The organism is Rothia amarae (assembly GCF_014705945.2).
In the GTDB taxonomy this organism is placed as follows: domain Bacteria; phylum Actinomycetota; class Actinomycetes; order Actinomycetales; family Micrococcaceae; genus Rothia; species Rothia amarae.
This window is the reverse complement of record NZ_CP061538.1, coordinates 901,641-917,725: the sequence shown is the minus strand read 5'-3', so window position 1 is coordinate 917,725 and position 16,085 is coordinate 901,641. Positions and strand designations below refer to the sequence as shown.

Below are 16,085 nucleotides of genomic sequence, written 5' to 3'. Positions count from 1 at the left end.
GGGGTCAAGTCGTTACCATCATCGGCGTGTCCTTTCTGCTAAGTGCACAGCATCATTGAAGCACGTCCGATTCTGCCCATCCCTTACTAGGTGTTTCCTTTTCACCCAGGATTGGATGGTTTTGATACTAACGGGCATTTCGCATTGTTCTAGCGCGATGACCATGTCTGCATCTTTGAGCCATGCCCCGTTGAGACCGTCCATGACCTGGCTATTCAATCGTTCGGATGCTTCACCCTTAGACACTTGCCTGCCGCATTGAGGGCACTTCGCTATTTCCGTACCAGCCCACGCCTTGACTAGCTCACCACAGGAGCACCGCCCTAGCAGCTCTTTCTCTTGACGTACATCAATGATGCTGAGTGCTTTGCGTAGATCCGTGGCGAGGTCGTTCACTAGGTAGTGGAGCGGGTCGCCAGCGGTATCTTTACCGGGTTTCTGTAGACCGTAGGCTTTCGCTTTCAAGTCAGATGGTTTGCCGGTCATGTCTGCCCCGGCACGCGACTGTAAAGCCTTCACTGCCAGTACCAGGTTGTCTTTAGCGGAAAGGGCGGGGAAACTGATAACAGTCTTGTCCCCACCCCCGCCTGAACCTGTTGGTGCTTTCGCCGTGGTCTTAGCTATCTCATCTTCCAGGTCTTTGAGTGCTTCGCCTGCCCGGTCGCAGAGGTCGCGTACTTTGATGAGGCATTTACCGCAGAGGGACACGGAGTCTTGGGGTTCCCCGCAGTGACGGCAATAAGTCATAGCAAGCTCCCAACAGCCATAAGAACGATAAAACCTAAACCTAAATAGAAGAACGCTGAGGAGCTTTTACTATCCTGCGGTAAGGCATGATGCACTCCTACGCAGATGACCGCACCAATGACGAACGCAAAATGAATCCATTTCATGATTTCAGTCCCATCACTTGATTCTTGATTGCCCTAAGAGTGGAGTTGATTTCGTAGAGCATAGCGAACTGCATATTGGATCGGAAGAGCATCTCCAGCTGGTCAAAGCGGAGGTTGTCTAGCCTCATCCCATCCGCGATTCGTTGTGCGGCTTCTTCCCCGGAATTAGTGAATGTTTCTTCAATCTTTTTCTCCCACTCAGCATTCCTTTTTTCTCTTTCGCGTCTGATGTCTGCAAGAGTTTTTTCACATTCTTTGTGGTATTCATGTGTACCGGGTTGCGACATTACTTTTTCCCCATCTTGTAGAGTTCCAGGCCGTAAAGAAATAACCCCACCTCGTCCATAGGTAGGGTTATTGATGCGACTTCTTCGGTGTCTAACCGAGTGAAATGGACGCTAGATTTTGCGCTCACCCCGATAATGTGCCGTGCTCCATTTCTGCTTACGTTGTATTCTGTTTCCACGTGGTACACGTGCTGGGCATCTGCCATGCCGGGGTAATCCCGGAGAAACCGGCGAAGATACTCACTCATGAGTCCTCCTTTTGGGTAGAGGAAAGCCCACCCTCAACAGGTGGGCAATCAGGACAATCACATCCAACAATCAAAGGAACCCACCCATGTCCAGGGTGAAAAACTTTCTCACCTAACCTAATCGCCATGCTCTACCGCCTCATGCTCTGCCACGTGCTCACGTGCGCCCGCAGCTTGCGCATAGTACGGGGTCACGTAATCACATTCCCGGCAACGAGCCTTATAACCGTGAGTATCAACAAGAACCTGCATTATTCGCTCCCTAGAATTTTGATGATTTCCACGCTACCCAGACCGGTGCAAGTGCAAGTACCTTCCCGGTTCAAGTCGTACTCACGGCGCACCCAAACCTCTTTCCCTCTTGGCTGGTATTTGTGTACACCAACAAATCGTGTGCCAACAGGCAAATCTTCCGGTGTCATTCTGTTACCTCTCTGATAGTTATGTGCGCACCCAAAGGTAGGTGCGTTTCGTCTTCATAAAGTTTCTGGCTAAACCGGCTAACCACCCTTGAATCGTCCTGCCAAACCTTCGCGGCGCTCACCGAATCACCGGTAGAACGTTCGAGCTTATCCAGGTCAGGTTTCACGCACATGTGCGGACGCTTAGAAGGCTTCACGGACGGTGGACGTTCAAAGACATATGTCTCTTCGATATGTACCGGGGTCTCGCCGGCAAAAGCGCCCCGGTACTGCTCTGCGGCGTCTTGTATTTTTTTGCGCCAGGGCTTGTGCTTTTTGTTGGCTTCATACATGAACGCTCGTCCATTGCGCACCCCGGCGTTTTTTGAGCCTTGCGGGACGGGCACACCTGGTACGAAGAAACTAACCTCCTGCATAAAAAAACACCGTCCCAATAGCACCAAGTAGCCAAGCCACAGCGATAACAAAAACTAATAGGCATGAAAGACCGTAGCCGGTGAGGCAGATAGCGGAAAGAAACCATGATCTGGTCTCTAAACTTCTATCCACAAACAACACAGCGATTTTGCATACACAGACGATAAGGAATACGGCGAAAGCAGTACCCGCGATAAACCCGAATATCATGCTTTCACCCCGAAACTTGCGCCGGGATTGAACACCGGCTTTTTAGCCCGGCGGCGCTCCTGCCGGTTCGGTTCCCGTGTGGGACGAAGCAGACCGCCCTTGATAGCTTTCTCTTTCAGCTCATGCGGGCGCATACCTGTAGAGTCCACGGCGTACTGGAACATAGCCATAATCTGAGCTGGCACAACATCAGCGGTCATGTTCACTGAAACGGTTTCCCCGGCGTGCTCTATCTCGAAAAGGATTCCGCCCGAACCATCCGGGACAACATTCAGGGTGTCCCCGAACTTATCCGTGAAACTGTAAATGTTTTCAGGGTCGGCTTGCGGTATAGCGTACTTATTCAAGGGTTTTCCTTTCGTAAAAGTCGCGTTGAGCCTCTGCTCTCGCTAGTGCTTCTTTGAGTGCCCGGTTTTCCACGCGCAAGGTAAGAACCTCGTCATCCCGGTCGTTGAGAATATCCACGCACTCGCGCTCTAAATTAGCGAGACGTACACGCTCCTTATCGGCCCACGCGAGAGCAGAGGCTTTGCTTTTAAAAGTTGTTCGTGACTGCAGTGGCTTAGCCATTAGCCTTTCCTTTCAAGTACATCCACAGGTGTAAGCGGCTGGTGTGATGGTGGGTAGAGGTCGAGTGCCCTGTCCATGCCCCATTTCATGATGAGGGCTGAGAGCAGACACGCATCTATGGCTTGCATTGCAAGAGTCATTGCCCTGTCCTTTCGTGGTGGTCAGCCAATTTGCGCGCCATCGTAGGCGTATGACGGAACAACCGCCCACACGCCCGGCACTGATACATGGCGGTGTGCTCACGCCGTAGCACCAGATGAGTTTTGTGTTCGCTCATTAGTACTCGCCACCCTCATAGGCTGAGATTGTTTTGTCGCACCGCTCACAGGTGAGGAACGCCCCGGTGAGCTTGTAATCATGTAGTCGGATAAAGCAGAGAAATTTGTTTAGCATCGGGTCTCCCTTTCTTATGGGTGTGCCCACCCCTTGGTGTGGAGTGGGCACAAAAAATGCACCCCGTAAGGTGCATGAATCATCATTTAGTTATGAAGCCAGACCAACCCCTGACTTCGACAAAGACTGCCTAAACCGTTTACGCCTAGCCCATTCCTGAGCACACTCACGACAATGAAGAGCGCCGGACGGGTAACTTAAAACAACATGCCCACGAGCACATTTCTTGTCCGTGGGCACTGGTTTCTGTTTATGTAGTCCGCCGCCGCCTCTAGCATTGGCGACATTGGACATTATTCGTAGGTGTAACGGGTTCACGCACCTTCGTACTTTGCACATATGGTCTACGGTCATACCGTCCGGTATTTGACCGTTGAAGTAAACCCATGACGCTCTATGTGCAGTCACTACCTGTCTGTATCTGGCATCTTGCCAACCGACTTGTGCGTAACCATGCGAAGCAACTGAATAGGTACTAATCCAGCAACCATATTCGTCTACTTCATATCGGGTAGCTGCGCGTTCCGCGACACGTTCAGGAATGATGATCTGTATCTTCGCATGTCGGGTTTTATCAGAAGGGGATTTCTTCATCGTTACCGCCTTGCTGATTCCAGTTGTAGTTCCCGCCCGCGTTCTGAGTCCAAGGGTCAGTATTCGGTTGTGCTTGGGACTGCTGTTGGAAACCGCCCTGTTGCTGGTTCCCGTAATTGCCGCCCTGCTGACCGCCTGAACGCTGATTGCGGTTCACATTTGCAGAAGCGAAACGAAGCGACGGGCCGATCTCCAATACCTCCAACTCCATAGAGGTTCGGCGCGCCCCCTCTTTCGTCTCGTAAGAGCGTGATTTCAGGTTGCCTTGTGCGATGACGCGCATACCCTTACGCAGGGTCTCTGCAACGTTTTCAGCGGCTTCACGCCACACGCTTGCACGCAGGAATAGAGTCTCGCCCTCTTTCCATTCACCGCTTGAACGCTCAAAAACGCGGGGTGTGGATGCGATGGTGAAGTTAGCAACCGCCGCACCATTCGGGGTGAACCTAAGCTCAACATCCCCGGTAAGGTTACCCACGATTGTAATCTGAGTGTCATTAGCCATTAGTTATTTTCTCCTTTTTCTTACCACGCCCGCGCCTTATATCGCGAATTCGTGCGCATTCCCTACAGCGTATATCGCTATATCTATTGGGATTCCTATACGTGTTCTCAGGGGTGTACTTGTGTCCATGTTTACATGAATCGCTCATGCCATTGCGTAAACGAAAGCCGTAACCACGAGCTAGATTTTCCTCATTGGTTACGGCTTCTAAATGTGCCGGGTTGACACAAGTGCGGTTACGACAAAGATGATCTATAAAAAGGCCATCGGGAATTTCCCCCTTGCACCGTTCATATGACCATCTATGGGCAAGAACTGTTTTGTCCTTATCTGGATGAAACCCCCCGTAACCCTGTTTGATTTTTCCTGCGGTCCAGAGCCAGCATTTTGTTTTATCTTCGGGTATCTCAACCTTCGCCCAGAACCTTTCGTCAGGAGAAATTCTTGTTCTCCTGTTCGCCATTAGTTTTCTTCTTTCTCTAGTTCTTCGTTGATTCGATTCTTCAGCGCGTAAGCATCTTGAAGAAAATCATTCAGCTCAGACCCGTTCACGCCAGACATGATAAGCCCCAAAGCATCACCAAGTATCGTGCGCCCAACCTTCCGGCCAATCGCAAGTTGGTTGTTCGTCGGGGTTATGTCTACTTTTTCAAAGCTCCACGCGATCTCTGCGTAGATAGCGTTTTCTTCAAAGATTTCCTTACACTTCTGAAGTATCTGAAAAGTGATGTACCCGTTCTCATTGAGATACCAGACCGCTTTTCGGATATCCTCTGCACCGTTTTTCAGGTCAGTTCGCCACAGGTATTTGATAACGTCGGCAAGCTCTTTAGGCAGGTGTTTGATGACTTGCCAGCATTCGATACCTGACGGGTGCGAAGTGTAGTGCTGTGGGTGGTTTACGGTGTCGATAAAGGTTTCGTGCTTATCGCTCATCGCCGCTCCCGCCGATTACGCCGCGCTGTTTACGGTCAGCGAGTTTCGCAAGGTTAGCTTCCAGCACCTCGTCAAAAGACGAGCCAGTGACGAGCTCGCAGTAGTCCATGAGCATCGTCCATAGGATGCGCACCAGGAGTAGGATGGATTGCTTTTTCTGTACTCGCTCCATGATGGTTAGCGACGCATGGTTGAGCATTGCCATTGCCTCGATGCGGTCATCGGGGAAGTCTTCGGGGTCTGCACCAAATTCTGAGGTTGCTGCAGGGAATGGGACTAGCTTCTCTTGGCGCATGAGTACCGCTACGCCCCAAGCGACATCCCCGTATTCTTTAGTTAGAGTCTTGCACGTGCGTTCTTCGTCCCATTCGTCTCGGACTGATTTTGCCAGTGCGCCGAATAGTTCCCCTACCTCACCCACAATCATCGGGACAAGATAGTCCGGTGTGAGCGCGGTGGGTAGCGCGGTTTCAAGGGCACGCGCCTGATAATCAGATAGGTTCATTTCAGTTTCTCCAATGCTTCTAATGCTTTTTGCTCTTGTCTCCGGTAGTGGTGTACCCGGTCAAGGTGATAGCGGTGCTTTTTAAGCTGGTCGAGGTCACGATTTAAGCTCTTACCGGCGCGCCCTGGGATGGATAGCTCGCCTGGGTCTAGGCGCGTCTCAGGGGGGTTGCTGGTTTCGGCTAGTGCCGCGTGCCTTCTTCCTCTCTGCCGGGCGTTTTGTAGTTTCCAGGTGGCTTTACGCCGTTTTTCCTCCACACTCGGCACGGGTTGTTTCTGAGGTGTGGGCGCCTCCCAGGTCTCACCGTCCACGGTGCCCGCCTCCAAGTACTCGATGTTTTGGCGTGCTGTGAGTATCTGGTGTGCGAGCATTGATTTACCTGCCCTGGTGAGGTCTGCCCCGTCGAGCTGTTCTAGCCGGGTGAGTTCTTCTTGCCAGAGGCTGAGCTGTTCTTCTCGCTGTTTCTGCGTGATTCGCATTTCTCTCCTTCCTTTAGAAGAGTTCGGGTTGGTCGGGGTCGTAGAACCGGCGGGTCGTTACTGTCCCGTCACGCTTGCAGGTTTCCACGACGATGTTTTCCTGGGGCCAGTCCACCGTGTATGTGGCGTGCTCCCCCGGGGTGTAGAGTGTGCGCTCATACCTGATGTAGTGCAGGTACTCTTCGAGGGTCATGCCGTCTGCTATTGGGTGGTCAGAGGTATAGAAAACGTGACCATTAGGGGTAGCTATGTGAGCTTCACACCGGACGCTCATGCCGCTTCCTTAGCGGTTTTGAGTTCAGCCTGTAACCGCTCAATCTCAGCGAGCAGGGTTAGAGCTTCGGTAATGCTCACATCTGCTTGCGATGCACCCGTCTGATTCCCTACTATCCTCTGGGTTTGTAGGCGTTCCAGGATGTCTTTAGAAAGCTCTCGCGTGTACTCAGTCATTGATAGCCTTATCTAATATTTTTTTCTCTGCTTTTTCGATGACATTGCGGGCGAAAGAAAGTGCCGCAATACGATCCGTAAAAGTCGTATCATCTTGCAATTCTTCTGTGGCTTGAACATTCCAACCTTCAGATGTGTTCGTGATGGTTATTGTTAGCTTCATTTATTCGCTCTCTTTCGTGAAGTCTAAAATCTCAGGTTCAGCCGGGTTATCATCATCATGGAACATGTCCAGATGGTCTAGCCGTGCTTCATCAGCTTGCTGGCGCGACGAAAAAGTAGTGAGCAGTTTAGCCCCCTCACCACAGCAGGACGCGGTTACTTCGTATTCTCCGCCGCAAATTTTCACTGTTTTAGGTAGCTTCATTTATTCGCTCTCTTTCTGCCCGTACATGCCAAAAACCTCAACGACAACAATGTTTTTCGCCGGTGTCACGTTGCAGTTCCCATAAAGGGCTTGCACCCTCCCATAAGCCACAACAACGTACTCATGCCCGTGAGAGTCTTTGAAACTAGTCCCAAATGGCAGAGTGTCAGCGGTTTGTTTCTTCATGGGGATTTCACCGTCAAGCCAAAGAGTCCAGCCATCCGAACCTTTCCAGGCGTCCCTGAAAGCATCACCAAACATGCAGTACCACCCGGTTGGTCTATCTATCAGATAGTATTCATTCCGGTATATTTTTGACTCCGCGGAAGATTGACCATTAGTGATTCGCACTTTCTGACCGTCTAGCTTCTCAAAGTCGATAGGCTCACCAGCCTTGATAGCTCCCGTGAGGTTATGCCAGTCGCCGGTATCAGCCAGGGCGTGCTTCTTGCCAAGGTCATAACCAAGTTTCCGGTGCAGTGCCTCCATTGAATTAGGGTCTACCGCGCAGGCGTAAGTAGTTTCAAAAAGTTCTGCGGGGTATTCGTTGTTGCTCATTAGTTTTTCTCCTTGGTTGCGGCAACGGTGGTCGCGCATTTCCCGCCGATGGTGGCCTTTGTGGCGGTGGTGGTTGCGGTGAAGAAAAGGTAGTCCTGGGTGCCGGTATAAACCGCGACTCGGTCGTTGATCTGCCAGTTGGTTGGGTCTGGTAGGTTCTGGAACTGCCCGGTCAGTGTCAGCCCCTCAAGGTTGCCTTCCATGTACCCGGTGAGGGTGTACTCCCCCGCCACCGACTCCTGCTTCACCAGGGCGAGGCTACTGTTGCAGGTCTGCGACGCTGCGTAAGCCGGGACGGTCGCGGTGGCTAGGATTGCAGGCGCGCTCCATGCAGCGCCTTTGACGAGGTTTCGCCGGTTGATAGTCATTTACTTTCCTACTTTCATTTTGTTTTCCTGAATGAATCTGCGAGCCTCAGCGCCACTAGAGCGTGAAGCCATAAATCGCGCCAAAGCGGGGTCAAGCCCGTACCTGATACGCTTCACCGGCTCAGCATCAGCACGCCGCGCCAAGTAAGTCCGGTTGTGATAGCTGTGCATACACCGGTCCGAGCAGTACATCCATCTCCCAGAGGGGATAGCTTCACCACACCAGCCACAAGGCTTGAAGGGCTTAGGTTCCGCGTGGCGACGCTCTTTTGCTCTACCCGCGCCACTACCCCAATAGCACTTTTTAGAGCAGTATTTAGAGCCACGCCGCTTACCCTCCGGGATTACCCCGCCGCAATGCTGGCAAGGCTGGTGATCTACAGGGTGCGCGGCACGGTAGCGCTCCTTAGAGAGCGCGCTTGCTTGTTTAGCTTTGCATTCTTTCGTGCAATACATCTTTTGTTTGTGCGCCTCAGCGGGTATTTCTACCCCGCAGTGTCGGCAGGTTCGCATGATCCCTCCCCTAAGAGTGTTTGGCAGTGGAAGCAGATCGGCTCGTGCCCGGTTGGTACGTCGGTGTCGAGTACGGGTGCTTCGCATTGTGTGCATGTTTGGGTGTCTTCTGGTGGTTGGAAGTGTCTAAAGGTTGGGTCGCGGTAGAGGGTTGGCATGTTTTTCCTTTCTAAGCGTTTAAAAATGTTCGCCCTGCCAATCACTCGCTGGGAGCGTGTACGGGGCTGTACGGGTTAATGGCGGGCGTTTCAGGGCATAAAAAATGACCGCCACATGACGGTCAAAACTTCATAGACTTCAAAATCGAAGCCGAACTATCATCACGAGTCCACTCAGGCGGGCTAGGGTCATCACACCCATGCGTCTGCCTATACCCCTCCTGATAGGCGGCAAGAGCACGCCCAGGATTACGCTTCTTGAACTCCTGAAAGCTAATCTTCGTAGGATCATTCGTTAGTATCTTGCGAGATTCAAGCCGAAGATGATGCTCCCACTGCGACTTCACCAAATCGCGGATAGGAGCCGGACGGGGAGCGCCACTATTCTTAGCAGTCCAATCCAGCGCCACTTCACGGCACAAAGCAGCAGGGTACTTAGCAAGCGCCCGCTGCCATGCCTCAGCCGAAGCGTCGTTAGGTTCTACGCGTGGGTCAATCTGGTTGAGCCAAATCAAGAAAGCCTCTGTCTCTGGAAGATTCATTCTGTGCCCCTTTCAATGGCGAATATGGATCCAGGCTGGTTGAGCGGATTCTCTGGCTGGTACTTCTGGGTGAAACGGTGTGTGTTGTATTCAAGACGTTTTTGATATCCAGGCTTGTAGTCCTGGGGGCGTTCCTCTTTTGCGGTTAGCATCCAGTTTTCCCAGGTTCGTCCCCAGTCAAGCTTGGTTGCGTCCTTACCTGTTTTGCTGAGCCAGTAGTTTATGAACTTGGTGTGCTCGACTTCGAGGTTCAGCCCAGGTTTCATTCGTCGTATTTTGTCGATGTGTTTTTGGGCTGGCATGAAATCTTCCGTGACTCTTTGCCCTTTGGGTGCGCTCCGCGCGCCAACAAGGTTAGTCTTTGGGTTATTTGAGGGTTCATTGAGGGTTACTGTACTAAAGACCGCTTTACCCTCCCCCTGCGACGAACTAACCCCTCCCCCTGTGACAGATTTACCCCCCTCCCTCGCCAGATTCGCAGGGGGGTAAGAATCTAACCCCCCTCCATTCACTGAGGTTGGACGGCATTCATCCAGCGTTTTGCCAACCGCAAGAATGTACCTGTTCGACATGCTCCCGCCATGCGGGTGTTCCCTCGACTGGACTTCCACCAACCCACGCTCAGCGAGCTTTGAAACTAGCTTTCTAACGGTAGGCGGGGTAACCCCAACTCGCTCAGAAGTCTTATTGACAGATGGAAAACAAGAGTGTTCATCGTCTGCATAGTCTGCAAGTGCTACGAGCACGAATTTTTCATTCATAGGGAGCCGTAAACCGAAAGCCCATGTGATTGCTTCGTTGCTCATATTCCCTCCTTTCAGGGGTATAGAAAAGGACGCCACCTAGAGCGCCCTAACTTTCCTCCCAAGACTTCACACGCGCCTCAAACATCGACGTAAGCGCCAACATCTCAGGACGCAAACGTTCCACATCCGCGCCCTCAGTCTCAACCCAAGAACCAGACTCAAAAAGCGCCCGTAACTCTTGGACAGTGCCACGCCAGCAACCCATCTGGATAGTGTGCCCACCATCTTTTTCACGGAAAAGAGTAGTCATTAGTGTGTTTGTGGTGCATGTAGTCATGTAGATGTAGTCAGCGTCGCCGGACACCCGAGCGTCGCCGTACACCTCAGCGTTACCGGACACCCGAGCGTCGCCGTACACCTCAGCGTTACCGGACACCCAAGCGTTACCGGACACCCGAGCGTCGCCGTACACCTCAGCGTTACCGGACACCCGAGCGTCGCCGTACACCTCAGCGTTACCGGACACCCGAGCGTCGCCGTACACCTCAGCGTTACCGGACACCCAAGCGTCGCCGTACACCCAAGCGTTACCGGACACCCAAGCGTTACCGGACACCCAAGCGTTACCGGACACCCAAGCGTTACCGGACACCCGAGCGTTACCGGACACCTCAGCGTTACCGGACACCCGAGCGTCGCCGTACACCTCAGCGTCGCCGAACACCCAAGCGTTACCGAGATTCTTCGTGTCCTCTACCCATCCACCCTTATCGCCAGCAGAAACCACAAAGCGGGGCAAATCTTTGGTTGCTTCGATGCGGTGCAGTTTCACACCATAGGCGTTGATTTTTGTTTCTTCAGTTAGTTTGTAGTGAAGCTCAGTCATTTTCTTTCTTTCCTTTGGGTATAGTAAAAGACGCCCCCTAAAAGGAAGCGTCCATCTCTCTAAAATCTTTAACAACGTCTGTGATAGCCCGCGAACCCGTGTCCCCCAACCTGTACCAAAACCCCGTGCTCACATCGAACACCGGCTCTTCGTAAGCTTGAAGGATAGTGCGTATCTTCCACCCATAAAACCGGGCAATGGAAGCCTCACGCGGGTCTGACTCGATAAGCGCATTGTAAGCACCGCACAGCAGAATCAAGTTAGCTGGCTGGTGAAGCGGTGAATCTTTCTTAGCTCCACCAGCGCCCACATTCTTCCGGTGCTGGATAGTCACGTCAGACGAACCGCAATGCAGGCACAGCCCCCGGTCACGCCGGTAAACAAGGTCAGTGACTTTCTTACTAACCCTGCTCACCGTTCACCAACCCCCGCCGCAGAATACGTCGCCAACACCGAACGATTCACACTCTGATAAGACATAAGCTCCGCTTGCAAAGACCTAGCCAGCCGGTCAGCATACCGATAAGCCGCATCAGCAACATCTAACGCCTCCTTCTCAGCAGCCGTCGCACGCACAGCCGCGTACCGTTTCTCCTGCTGCGGCCCCTCAAAAGACATATAAGCCCCCGCGTAAGCCTGCTCGTATGCTCTCTCAGCCGCCAGGAAAGCGCGGTAGCGCCTGTCGCACTCCCCCGCGCTCTTAGCTATCCTGTTCGACGTTTCCAGTATCTTCTGCTCGACTTGCACCGGGTTCAGAATTTGGTTCATCGTTCACCTGCTTCCGCTGGATAGTTTTCCGAGGCTTCTTCACCGGCTCAGGCTGAGAAACAACAGCCGTATCAAGCTCTTCAAGCTCCAAATCCTCAACCGAATACAAACCCATCAGCGCATCAGCAGCAACAAGCTTCGCCGCCTCAGACTTACACTTAGCAGACAACATCCCAATCGGATCAGTCTGGTACTTCTTATTAGACGTGTAACCAGCACGTTCAGCACGTTGGATAGTCCAAACAACTTCCTGCCAGTTGTCCGAGCCGCGCCGCTTCGCGCGGTACTTCACCATCTGCTCAGTCGCTTCCACACGCTCAATTTGATGCCCAGCCTGTAAAGCCACAGCAAGCATAGTGTCCGCATATAGCGCCGGTGTACCATGCACCGCGTAGATACCTTTCACAGCGTGAATCGGGTTCAGCCCAAGCGCGCCACCGTAAAGCATCGCGGTTGCCGCCTCTTCTGGTTTCCCACGGAAATGAGCCGGGGTAAAAGAAGTGTTAGCGATGGTCTTAGCCACCGTGTACGCGCTAGTGAGGTCTTTCGCGTACTCCTGCAAATAGCCCAGATCGCCCGGCTTAGTTGGCTGGACTGGCGTGATTTCGTGTGCTTCAACCTTTTCGATTTCTGTCATTTTTTGAATCCTTCCGGTGTGTAAATTGGTTCCCCAAGGTAGCCCTTGCGGGTCTCAGCGTTTTTTGCCGTATGAGCGGCGTGTAGAAAGTCAGTGAAGTGTTTATCTATCTCCACTTGATTAGCCGCCAGAGGGTGCAAATAAACCCCGCTGGAGGTTATATGAGCAACATAGGTCGCTGCAATATCCGGCATAGGGTGCTCAGTGTCAGGGTCTTCATCAGTCACCCAGAACTCAGCCCGCGCATAAGCCGCGCACTGCAAAGCCGTGTCACCGTAAACATTGTTCGACGTCTTCCAGTCAATAAGAACCGGCTCACCATCATTCAGGAACGGGGACGTGCCGATAAAATCAACACGCCCCGAATACCAGTGCTCACGGTTCCCTAGAGACTTCTCAACAATCATGGGGACAAGTTTCATATCTTCAATGAACCGTGCCAGCCCCATGACCTCAGACTCATGCTCTTCCGGTATCTCAATTTCAAGACCTGCAAGGTATTTCTCGCCCATGTCGTGAATCGCTGTACCACGCAACCCTGCGGTGTCTCGCTTCTGATTCGGGAGACCTTTGAGAGTGTTCACTAGCTCGTAACGGTTTTCTGATGCTCGTAGCCGCTCAATCTCTAGTGGGTTAGCCTCAACCCATTCGGCTATGAGCTTGCAAGCCCACGGCATGAGCGCAGGCTTAGGGATGCCGTTCCCGATAAGAGTTGTTGCTCCACGCACCGGTTTGCCATCCATCCAATAGCGATGAGCTTTTTCACTAAATTTCAAGCTCATAGCTTCACCCCGGTAAGGAAAGCCCTACGATGGATAGAAACCTGCGTGCGCTCACGCGGCTCCACCATCTCCTCCACCGGCTCACCGTAACCCATCATCGCCAGCATCTCCGCCCGCTCCGACTCAGGCAACATATCCGTAAGAATCTTGCACGCCCGAACCTGCACAGCCCGCGCCTCACTTGTGCGGTCAAGGGTAAAAGTCGTGCCGCGTTCCTCTGTGCTAATCATTTTTTGCCTCCTCAATCTCTACCTGCAAAGACTCAATCTCGTTCTCCAACTCCGCCACCTTCACCAGGGTTTCAACGGCAGTATGAACGAACCCTTCCTCAATCTGCCGAAGATGATAAGCCTTCAAAGCCGTGTACGCCTCCCAGCGGTGCTTCAACCGTTCCTCAGCATTCATCTTCGGAATCTCAATAGTCTTGTACTCATATATATTCATCGTGCGTCCTCCTTCAGTGAACCAACCGTCGCCGCCCCTAACATCCCGGTCAGAAGCATCAACCCATTACCAGGGAAACCCGCCGAAGCGCACCCCGCGAAAGCCAACAAAAAAAGCGCCAAACACAGCGCAGAAACCTTACTCACCTTTTCACCGCCGAACCGATATAAGCCTCAACATCCGCCGCATCAAACAACAAGTCACGGCGATTACCAAAAGTAAGAGCACGCAACGGGAAACGCCCCCGCGCACGCTCCTGATAGATATAAGACGTGGAATTAAAAAGCCCCATCTCCACCAACTCACGAGCCGAATAAAAACGCTTCTTCATCGCCCTAACTCCTTCCGCATCTCCGCATTCTCACGCTCCAAACGAGCCACATACTCTTTCCGCGTCTCATACGCGCGCCAATCAGCCGTAGTCTCCACAACCTCACACTCAACACCATTGAACGCAAGCAGACCAGCACGCCCCTGAGCGCCAGACAACGACTGATAAACCCGACGCGACGACGGCAACCAAAAATCACCCTGCACAAAACGGTCAGGATAAAGACCAGCAAAACGCCTCAAAGCCTCATAAGGAACCTCCCCATAAGAGAGAACCCGCACCGCGTAAAACTTCCGCGGCAAATCATCAACCACCGGCGATTCTTCGCAGTCCTCACCATCTGCAACCAAAGATTCAGCAGCCGCCTTATGTTGCTCTAGCATCACCTCGAACTCACCCTTGGGGAGACCGAACACTTCCCGCGCTTCCTCAACACTCATGCCCTTAACATCAAATTCGATGTAATCCTTGACCTGGCGGGCAGGGTAATCATTCAAAAATTTGGTCAAATCCATTACAAAACCTCCTAGAACCTAAGCAACCAGTGACAAGTGCGAACCGAAATACTCACCAAAAACCGACTCCAACAACGGACGGTCAGCCTCCGTATACGCCAAAACATTCCGAACCTGCCCGTTCCCCATAGTCAGCGGGTACTTAGGCGGCTCAAACCCGCGCTCATCAATAAAGCGTGCCTTTACCTTCTTCGCAAAAGCGCCCATACGACGCATCTGTGTCTTTGAAAGATTCTTATCTTTCAAAAAATCCTGCACATAAAGCGGTGTCTTCAACGGGTCAAGAACAGGTGCCTCATGCATCGACCGCGCCACAACGATACGAGCCTTAGCCTCCAAGTGGTCATCACTAATGAGCCCTTTAGCCGCCTGTAAAGTTTCAACCTGCGCACGGCACTGTAACTGGAGGGCTGATTCTTTATGCTTCTCAATCTCAAGCTGGCTGAGAAGCCCCTCATTGATAGCCGCGCCCTTCGTGAAATAATCATTCAAGGCTTTAGCCGCTTCCTTCTGATACGCAATAAGCGTCTGCTTTGCCTGCTCATTTTTAAGGCGACTTGTCTGAATGGTCGCGAGCCACATCGGGACACTATCTTTATGAAGAGAAAACATCTGATAAGTCTTACCGTCTGCACCAGTTGCGGGCGTAACGCCCGTAACTGCCCACTCGGCTTCCTGCAATTTCACGCGCTGGCGAGACTCGTCAATACCAATAGCCTCACATAGAGGTTTGAAAATAATCATCTCGTTCTCTGCAACCTCGATACCTGGAGTACCTGCAACGGGAATAATCTGTGACATAATAAAACTACTTTCTAAACTAATTTGAAAAACAAAAGCCCTCGGCGACTAGACCGGGGGCTTTACCTATGTATCGTTAACCTCCAAAGAAAGGAGGTGAAAAGATGACCGCATATTTTCGATTCGAAGAGAACAGTCCACTCATCGAAGTAACAGACACCAAAAATGCAGAAGAACTCATCGAGTTCTTCCAAGAAGCTATGAGCACAAATAAAACCATCGCGTTCAATACCGGCGGCGGCGTAACGCTCATAAAGAATATGGGCAGAATATCCAGTCTCGTAGTCTACGAAACTACAGCTGAAACCCCTACCCTAAAAATGCAGATTATGAGTTCATAGCTTTTTGCATCTCTCTAGCTATCTCCTCCCCGGATAAACCGTTAGGAGAGCTAACCGTGACTTGCACCGGTTTGTGTTTCTTTCTTGAACGTAGATCGGTGCAGGTTCTCAATAGATAAGCAAAACTTGCCATGCTTACTAAAAATTCATGAATCTTCAAAATTCTCTCCTTATGCGAAAGCTAAACCGTGCTCTCGCATTACGTTGTTTGTGGCACGTTCCCCCGTAGGGTCTGAATAACCAATAACCCGTGCGAACTCGCGCACCAGATCAGCATCAAACTTGCCTTGCTTTATCTTGTTCGCCCATTTATCAGCGGCGGACGTGCTGAGGTCTCCACCATTCGCACGAGACATATCCAAAAGCAACGCCTTGATATACGTCTTAGTCTGCGAACGGTCAATGTCCATGAGGAACAT

The 16,085-nt window shown here is 52.0% G+C and carries 33 protein-coding genes and 1 pseudogene; 1 reads left to right on the top strand and 33 read right to left on the bottom strand.

The window, feature by feature from the left end; translation table 11 throughout:
* Nucleotides 1-18 precede the first annotated feature (18 nt).
* The 32 genes and pseudogenes from IDM48_RS04420 to IDM48_RS04275 all read right to left on the bottom strand — a co-directional run bounded on the left by IDM48_RS04420 (nt 19) and on the right by IDM48_RS04275 (nt 15,325).
* Entirely contained in the window at nt 19-747 is a 729-nt protein-coding gene (locus tag IDM48_RS04420) for a hypothetical protein (protein ID WP_190618236.1), read from the bottom strand.
* 142 nt (nt 748-889) lie between these two features.
* Nucleotides 890-1,180 (bottom strand): hypothetical protein, encoded by a 291-nt coding sequence (locus tag IDM48_RS04415; RefSeq protein WP_190618233.1) that lies wholly within the window; start codon nt 1,178-1,180, stop codon nt 890-892.
* Nucleotides 1,180-1,428, bottom strand: a complete 249-nt coding sequence (locus IDM48_RS04410; RefSeq protein ID WP_190618231.1) for a hypothetical protein — start codon at nt 1,426-1,428, stop codon at nt 1,180-1,182. Before IDM48_RS04410 ends, IDM48_RS04415 begins: the two co-directional genes overlap by 1 nt.
* A gap of 117 nt (nt 1,429-1,545) precedes the next feature.
* A complete protein-coding gene (locus tag IDM48_RS11730; protein ID WP_274382302.1) occupies nt 1,546-1,680 on the bottom strand; it encodes a hypothetical protein in 135 nt (44 codons plus the stop codon).
* A 166-nt stretch (nt 1,681-1,846) separates the two neighbouring features.
* Complete coding sequence (locus IDM48_RS04405) at nt 1,847-2,266, bottom strand: RusA family crossover junction endodeoxyribonuclease (protein ID WP_190618229.1); 420 nt, start codon at nt 2,264-2,266, stop codon at nt 1,847-1,849.
* Nucleotides 2,267-2,473: 207 nt separating this feature from the next.
* Nucleotides 2,474-2,824 carry a hypothetical protein gene (locus tag IDM48_RS04400; RefSeq protein WP_190618228.1) on the bottom strand — a complete coding sequence of 117 codons (351 nt, stop codon included), beginning with the start codon at nt 2,822-2,824 and terminating at the stop codon, nt 2,474-2,476.
* Nucleotides 2,817-3,047 carry a hypothetical protein gene (locus tag IDM48_RS04395; RefSeq protein ID WP_190618226.1) on the bottom strand — a complete coding sequence of 77 codons (231 nt, stop codon included), beginning with the start codon at nt 3,045-3,047 and terminating at the stop codon, nt 2,817-2,819. The genes IDM48_RS04400 and IDM48_RS04395 overlap by 8 nt, the downstream gene beginning before the upstream one ends.
* Before the next feature lie 483 nt (nt 3,048-3,530).
* Entirely contained in the window at nt 3,531-3,794 is a 264-nt protein-coding gene (locus tag IDM48_RS11850; RefSeq protein ID WP_420803880.1) for a hypothetical protein, read from the bottom strand.
* Nucleotides 3,795-4,014: 220 nt separating this feature from the next.
* On the bottom strand, nt 4,015-4,539 hold the full coding sequence (locus IDM48_RS04385; RefSeq protein ID WP_190618222.1) for a single-stranded DNA-binding protein: 525 nt from the start codon (nt 4,537-4,539) through the stop codon (nt 4,015-4,017).
* On the bottom strand, nt 4,532-5,002 hold the full coding sequence (locus tag IDM48_RS11845; RefSeq protein ID WP_145176316.1) for an HNH endonuclease signature motif containing protein: 471 nt from the start codon (nt 5,000-5,002) through the stop codon (nt 4,532-4,534). The genes IDM48_RS04385 and IDM48_RS11845 overlap by 8 nt, the downstream gene beginning before the upstream one ends.
* Nucleotides 5,002-5,475 carry a DUF3310 domain-containing protein gene (locus tag IDM48_RS04375; RefSeq protein ID WP_190618220.1) on the bottom strand — a complete coding sequence of 158 codons (474 nt, stop codon included), beginning with the start codon at nt 5,473-5,475 and terminating at the stop codon, nt 5,002-5,004. The genes IDM48_RS11845 and IDM48_RS04375 overlap by 1 nt, the downstream gene beginning before the upstream one ends.
* Nucleotides 5,465-5,980, bottom strand: coding sequence for a nucleoside triphosphate pyrophosphohydrolase family protein (locus IDM48_RS04370; protein WP_190618217.1), 516 nt, complete (start codon nt 5,978-5,980; stop codon nt 5,465-5,467). Before IDM48_RS04370 ends, IDM48_RS04375 begins: the two co-directional genes overlap by 11 nt.
* Nucleotides 5,977-6,459, bottom strand: a complete 483-nt coding sequence (locus IDM48_RS04365) for a hypothetical protein (protein ID WP_190618215.1) — start codon at nt 6,457-6,459, stop codon at nt 5,977-5,979. The genes IDM48_RS04370 and IDM48_RS04365 overlap by 4 nt, the downstream gene beginning before the upstream one ends.
* A gap of 13 nt (nt 6,460-6,472) precedes the next feature.
* A complete protein-coding gene (locus IDM48_RS04360) occupies nt 6,473-6,733 on the bottom strand; it encodes a hypothetical protein (protein WP_190618214.1) in 261 nt (86 codons plus the stop codon).
* A complete protein-coding gene (locus IDM48_RS04355) occupies nt 6,730-6,909 on the bottom strand; it encodes a hypothetical protein (RefSeq protein WP_190618212.1) in 180 nt (59 codons plus the stop codon). The genes IDM48_RS04360 and IDM48_RS04355 overlap by 4 nt, the downstream gene beginning before the upstream one ends.
* Complete coding sequence (locus tag IDM48_RS04350; RefSeq protein WP_190618210.1) at nt 6,902-7,072, bottom strand: hypothetical protein; 171 nt, start codon at nt 7,070-7,072, stop codon at nt 6,902-6,904. Before IDM48_RS04350 ends, IDM48_RS04355 begins: the two co-directional genes overlap by 8 nt.
* Nucleotides 7,073-7,276, bottom strand: coding sequence for a hypothetical protein (locus IDM48_RS04345; RefSeq protein WP_190618209.1), 204 nt, complete (start codon nt 7,274-7,276; stop codon nt 7,073-7,075).
* Entirely contained in the window at nt 7,277-7,834 is a 558-nt protein-coding gene (locus IDM48_RS04340) for a hypothetical protein (RefSeq protein WP_190618208.1), read from the bottom strand. It abuts the gene before it with no gap.
* A complete protein-coding gene (locus tag IDM48_RS04335) occupies nt 7,834-8,202 on the bottom strand; it encodes a hypothetical protein (RefSeq protein WP_190618793.1) in 369 nt (122 codons plus the stop codon). Before IDM48_RS04335 ends, IDM48_RS04340 begins: the two co-directional genes overlap by 1 nt.
* A 793-nt stretch (nt 8,203-8,995) precedes the next feature.
* A complete protein-coding gene (locus tag IDM48_RS04330; RefSeq protein WP_190618206.1) occupies nt 8,996-9,415 on the bottom strand; it encodes a hypothetical protein in 420 nt (139 codons plus the stop codon).
* Nucleotides 9,412-9,717: a hypothetical protein gene (locus IDM48_RS11640; protein WP_238398046.1), complete on the bottom strand. Its 306-nt coding sequence runs from the start codon at nt 9,715-9,717 to the stop codon at nt 9,412-9,414. Before IDM48_RS11640 ends, IDM48_RS04330 begins: the two co-directional genes overlap by 4 nt.
* Nucleotides 9,718-10,062: 345 nt before the next feature.
* Nucleotides 10,063-10,176 (bottom strand): annotated as a pseudogene (locus tag IDM48_RS11840) (helix-turn-helix domain-containing protein); the annotation flags it as partial.
* 91 nt (nt 10,177-10,267) lie between these two features.
* Nucleotides 10,268-11,047, bottom strand: a complete 780-nt coding sequence (locus IDM48_RS04320; protein WP_190618203.1) for a bactofilin family protein — start codon at nt 11,045-11,047, stop codon at nt 10,268-10,270.
* Nucleotides 11,048-11,084: 37 nt separating this feature from the next.
* Nucleotides 11,085-11,462: a hypothetical protein gene (locus IDM48_RS04315; RefSeq protein ID WP_190618201.1), complete on the bottom strand. Its 378-nt coding sequence runs from the start codon at nt 11,460-11,462 to the stop codon at nt 11,085-11,087.
* Nucleotides 11,459-11,665 carry a hypothetical protein gene (locus IDM48_RS04310; protein ID WP_202939907.1) on the bottom strand — a complete coding sequence of 69 codons (207 nt, stop codon included), beginning with the start codon at nt 11,663-11,665 and terminating at the stop codon, nt 11,459-11,461. The genes IDM48_RS04315 and IDM48_RS04310 overlap by 4 nt, the downstream gene beginning before the upstream one ends.
* 82 nt (nt 11,666-11,747) lie before the next feature.
* A complete protein-coding gene (locus tag IDM48_RS04305) occupies nt 11,748-12,452 on the bottom strand; it encodes a hypothetical protein (RefSeq protein ID WP_190618198.1) in 705 nt (234 codons plus the stop codon).
* Nucleotides 12,449-13,234 (bottom strand): hypothetical protein, encoded by a 786-nt coding sequence (locus IDM48_RS04300; protein WP_190618197.1) that lies wholly within the window; start codon nt 13,232-13,234, stop codon nt 12,449-12,451. The genes IDM48_RS04305 and IDM48_RS04300 overlap by 4 nt, the downstream gene beginning before the upstream one ends.
* The gene (locus IDM48_RS04295; protein WP_190618195.1) at nt 13,231-13,464 is read right to left on the bottom strand and encodes a hypothetical protein; all 234 of its coding nucleotides are present in this window, start codon (nt 13,462-13,464) and stop codon (nt 13,231-13,233) included. Before IDM48_RS04295 ends, IDM48_RS04300 begins: the two co-directional genes overlap by 4 nt.
* On the bottom strand, nt 13,457-13,678 hold the full coding sequence (locus IDM48_RS04290) for a hypothetical protein (protein ID WP_190618193.1): 222 nt from the start codon (nt 13,676-13,678) through the stop codon (nt 13,457-13,459). Before IDM48_RS04290 ends, IDM48_RS04295 begins: the two co-directional genes overlap by 8 nt.
* 142 nt (nt 13,679-13,820) lie before the next feature.
* Nucleotides 13,821-14,009, bottom strand: a complete 189-nt coding sequence (locus IDM48_RS04285; RefSeq protein WP_190618191.1) for a helix-turn-helix transcriptional regulator — start codon at nt 14,007-14,009, stop codon at nt 13,821-13,823.
* Nucleotides 14,006-14,524, bottom strand: a complete 519-nt coding sequence (locus tag IDM48_RS04280; protein WP_190618189.1) for a hypothetical protein — start codon at nt 14,522-14,524, stop codon at nt 14,006-14,008. Before IDM48_RS04280 ends, IDM48_RS04285 begins: the two co-directional genes overlap by 4 nt.
* Before the next feature lie 18 nt (nt 14,525-14,542).
* Entirely contained in the window at nt 14,543-15,325 is a 783-nt protein-coding gene (locus IDM48_RS04275) for a phage antirepressor N-terminal domain-containing protein (RefSeq protein ID WP_190618188.1), read from the bottom strand.
* 104 nt (nt 15,326-15,429) lie between these two features.
* Between IDM48_RS04275 and IDM48_RS04270 the strand changes: the two genes are divergently transcribed.
* Nucleotides 15,430-15,666, top strand: a complete 237-nt coding sequence (locus IDM48_RS04270) for a hypothetical protein (RefSeq protein WP_145173090.1) — start codon at nt 15,430-15,432, stop codon at nt 15,664-15,666.
* A gap of 170 nt (nt 15,667-15,836) precedes the next feature.
* On the opposite strand, the gene IDM48_RS04265 is transcribed toward IDM48_RS04270, so the two are convergent.
* The gene (locus tag IDM48_RS04265; protein ID WP_190618186.1) at nt 15,837-16,085 is read right to left on the bottom strand and encodes a hypothetical protein; all 249 of its coding nucleotides are present in this window, start codon (nt 16,083-16,085) and stop codon (nt 15,837-15,839) included.

Coding starts and splice junctions, on each gene's coding strand:
- IDM48_RS11845 (WP_145176316.1), bottom strand. CDS start 5,002: ATGGCGAACAGGAGAACAAGAATTTCTCCTGACGAAAGGTTCTGGGCG.
- IDM48_RS04300 (WP_190618197.1), bottom strand. CDS start 13,234: ATGAGCTTGAAATTTAGTGAAAAAGCTCATCGCTATTGGATGGATGGC.
- IDM48_RS04395 (WP_190618226.1), bottom strand. CDS start 3,047: ATGGCTAAGCCACTGCAGTCACGAACAACTTTTAAAAGCAAAGCCTCT.
- IDM48_RS04285 (WP_190618191.1), bottom strand. CDS start 14,009: ATGAAGAAGCGTTTTTATTCGGCTCGTGAGTTGGTGGAGATGGGGCTT.
- IDM48_RS04365 (WP_190618215.1), bottom strand. CDS start 6,459: ATGCGAATCACGCAGAAACAGCGAGAAGAACAGCTCAGCCTCTGGCAA.
- IDM48_RS04305 (WP_190618198.1), bottom strand. CDS start 12,452: ATGACAGAAATCGAAAAGGTTGAAGCACACGAAATCACGCCAGTCCAG.
- IDM48_RS04270 (WP_145173090.1), top strand. CDS start 15,430: ATGACCGCATATTTTCGATTCGAAGAGAACAGTCCACTCATCGAAGTA.
- IDM48_RS04345 (WP_190618209.1), bottom strand. CDS start 7,276: ATGAAGCTACCTAAAACAGTGAAAATTTGCGGCGGAGAATACGAAGTA.
- IDM48_RS04290 (WP_190618193.1), bottom strand. CDS start 13,678: ATGAATATATATGAGTACAAGACTATTGAGATTCCGAAGATGAATGCT.
- IDM48_RS04280 (WP_190618189.1), bottom strand. CDS start 14,524: ATGGATTTGACCAAATTTTTGAATGATTACCCTGCCCGCCAGGTCAAG.
- IDM48_RS04375 (WP_190618220.1), bottom strand. CDS start 5,475: ATGAGCGATAAGCACGAAACCTTTATCGACACCGTAAACCACCCACAG.
- IDM48_RS04340 (WP_190618208.1), bottom strand. CDS start 7,834: ATGAGCAACAACGAATACCCCGCAGAACTTTTTGAAACTACTTACGCC.
- IDM48_RS04320 (WP_190618203.1), bottom strand. CDS start 11,047: ATGACTGAGCTTCACTACAAACTAACTGAAGAAACAAAAATCAACGCC.
- IDM48_RS04415 (WP_190618233.1), bottom strand. CDS start 1,180: ATGTCGCAACCCGGTACACATGAATACCACAAAGAATGTGAAAAAACT.
- IDM48_RS04275 (WP_190618188.1), bottom strand. CDS start 15,325: ATGTCACAGATTATTCCCGTTGCAGGTACTCCAGGTATCGAGGTTGCA.
- IDM48_RS04420 (WP_190618236.1), bottom strand. CDS start 747: ATGACTTATTGCCGTCACTGCGGGGAACCCCAAGACTCCGTGTCCCTC.
- IDM48_RS04360 (WP_190618214.1), bottom strand. CDS start 6,733: ATGAGCGTCCGGTGTGAAGCTCACATAGCTACCCCTAATGGTCACGTT.
- IDM48_RS11850 (WP_420803880.1), bottom strand. CDS start 3,794: ATGACCGTAGACCATATGTGCAAAGTACGAAGGTGCGTGAACCCGTTA.
- IDM48_RS04410 (WP_190618231.1), bottom strand. CDS start 1,428: ATGAGTGAGTATCTTCGCCGGTTTCTCCGGGATTACCCCGGCATGGCA.
- IDM48_RS11640 (WP_238398046.1), bottom strand. CDS start 9,717: ATGCCAGCCCAAAAACACATCGACAAAATACGACGAATGAAACCTGGG.
- IDM48_RS04385 (WP_190618222.1), bottom strand. CDS start 4,539: ATGGCTAATGACACTCAGATTACAATCGTGGGTAACCTTACCGGGGAT.
- IDM48_RS04295 (WP_190618195.1), bottom strand. CDS start 13,464: ATGATTAGCACAGAGGAACGCGGCACGACTTTTACCCTTGACCGCACA.
- IDM48_RS04330 (WP_190618206.1), bottom strand. CDS start 9,415: ATGAATCTTCCAGAGACAGAGGCTTTCTTGATTTGGCTCAACCAGATT.
- IDM48_RS11730 (WP_274382302.1), bottom strand. CDS start 1,680: ATGCAGGTTCTTGTTGATACTCACGGTTATAAGGCTCGTTGCCGGGAA.
- IDM48_RS04335 (WP_190618793.1), bottom strand. CDS start 8,202: ATGACTATCAACCGGCGAAACCTCGTCAAAGGCGCTGCATGGAGCGCG.
- IDM48_RS04405 (WP_190618229.1), bottom strand. CDS start 2,266: ATGCAGGAGGTTAGTTTCTTCGTACCAGGTGTGCCCGTCCCGCAAGGC.
- IDM48_RS04265 (WP_190618186.1), bottom strand. CDS start 16,085: ATGTTCCTCATGGACATTGACCGTTCGCAGACTAAGACGTATATCAAG.
- IDM48_RS04310 (WP_202939907.1), bottom strand. CDS start 11,665: ATGTCTTTTGAGGGGCCGCAGCAGGAGAAACGGTACGCGGCTGTGCGT.
- IDM48_RS04370 (WP_190618217.1), bottom strand. CDS start 5,980: ATGAACCTATCTGATTATCAGGCGCGTGCCCTTGAAACCGCGCTACCC.
- IDM48_RS04355 (WP_190618212.1), bottom strand. CDS start 6,909: ATGACTGAGTACACGCGAGAGCTTTCTAAAGACATCCTGGAACGCCTA.
- IDM48_RS04350 (WP_190618210.1), bottom strand. CDS start 7,072: ATGAAGCTAACAATAACCATCACGAACACATCTGAAGGTTGGAATGTT.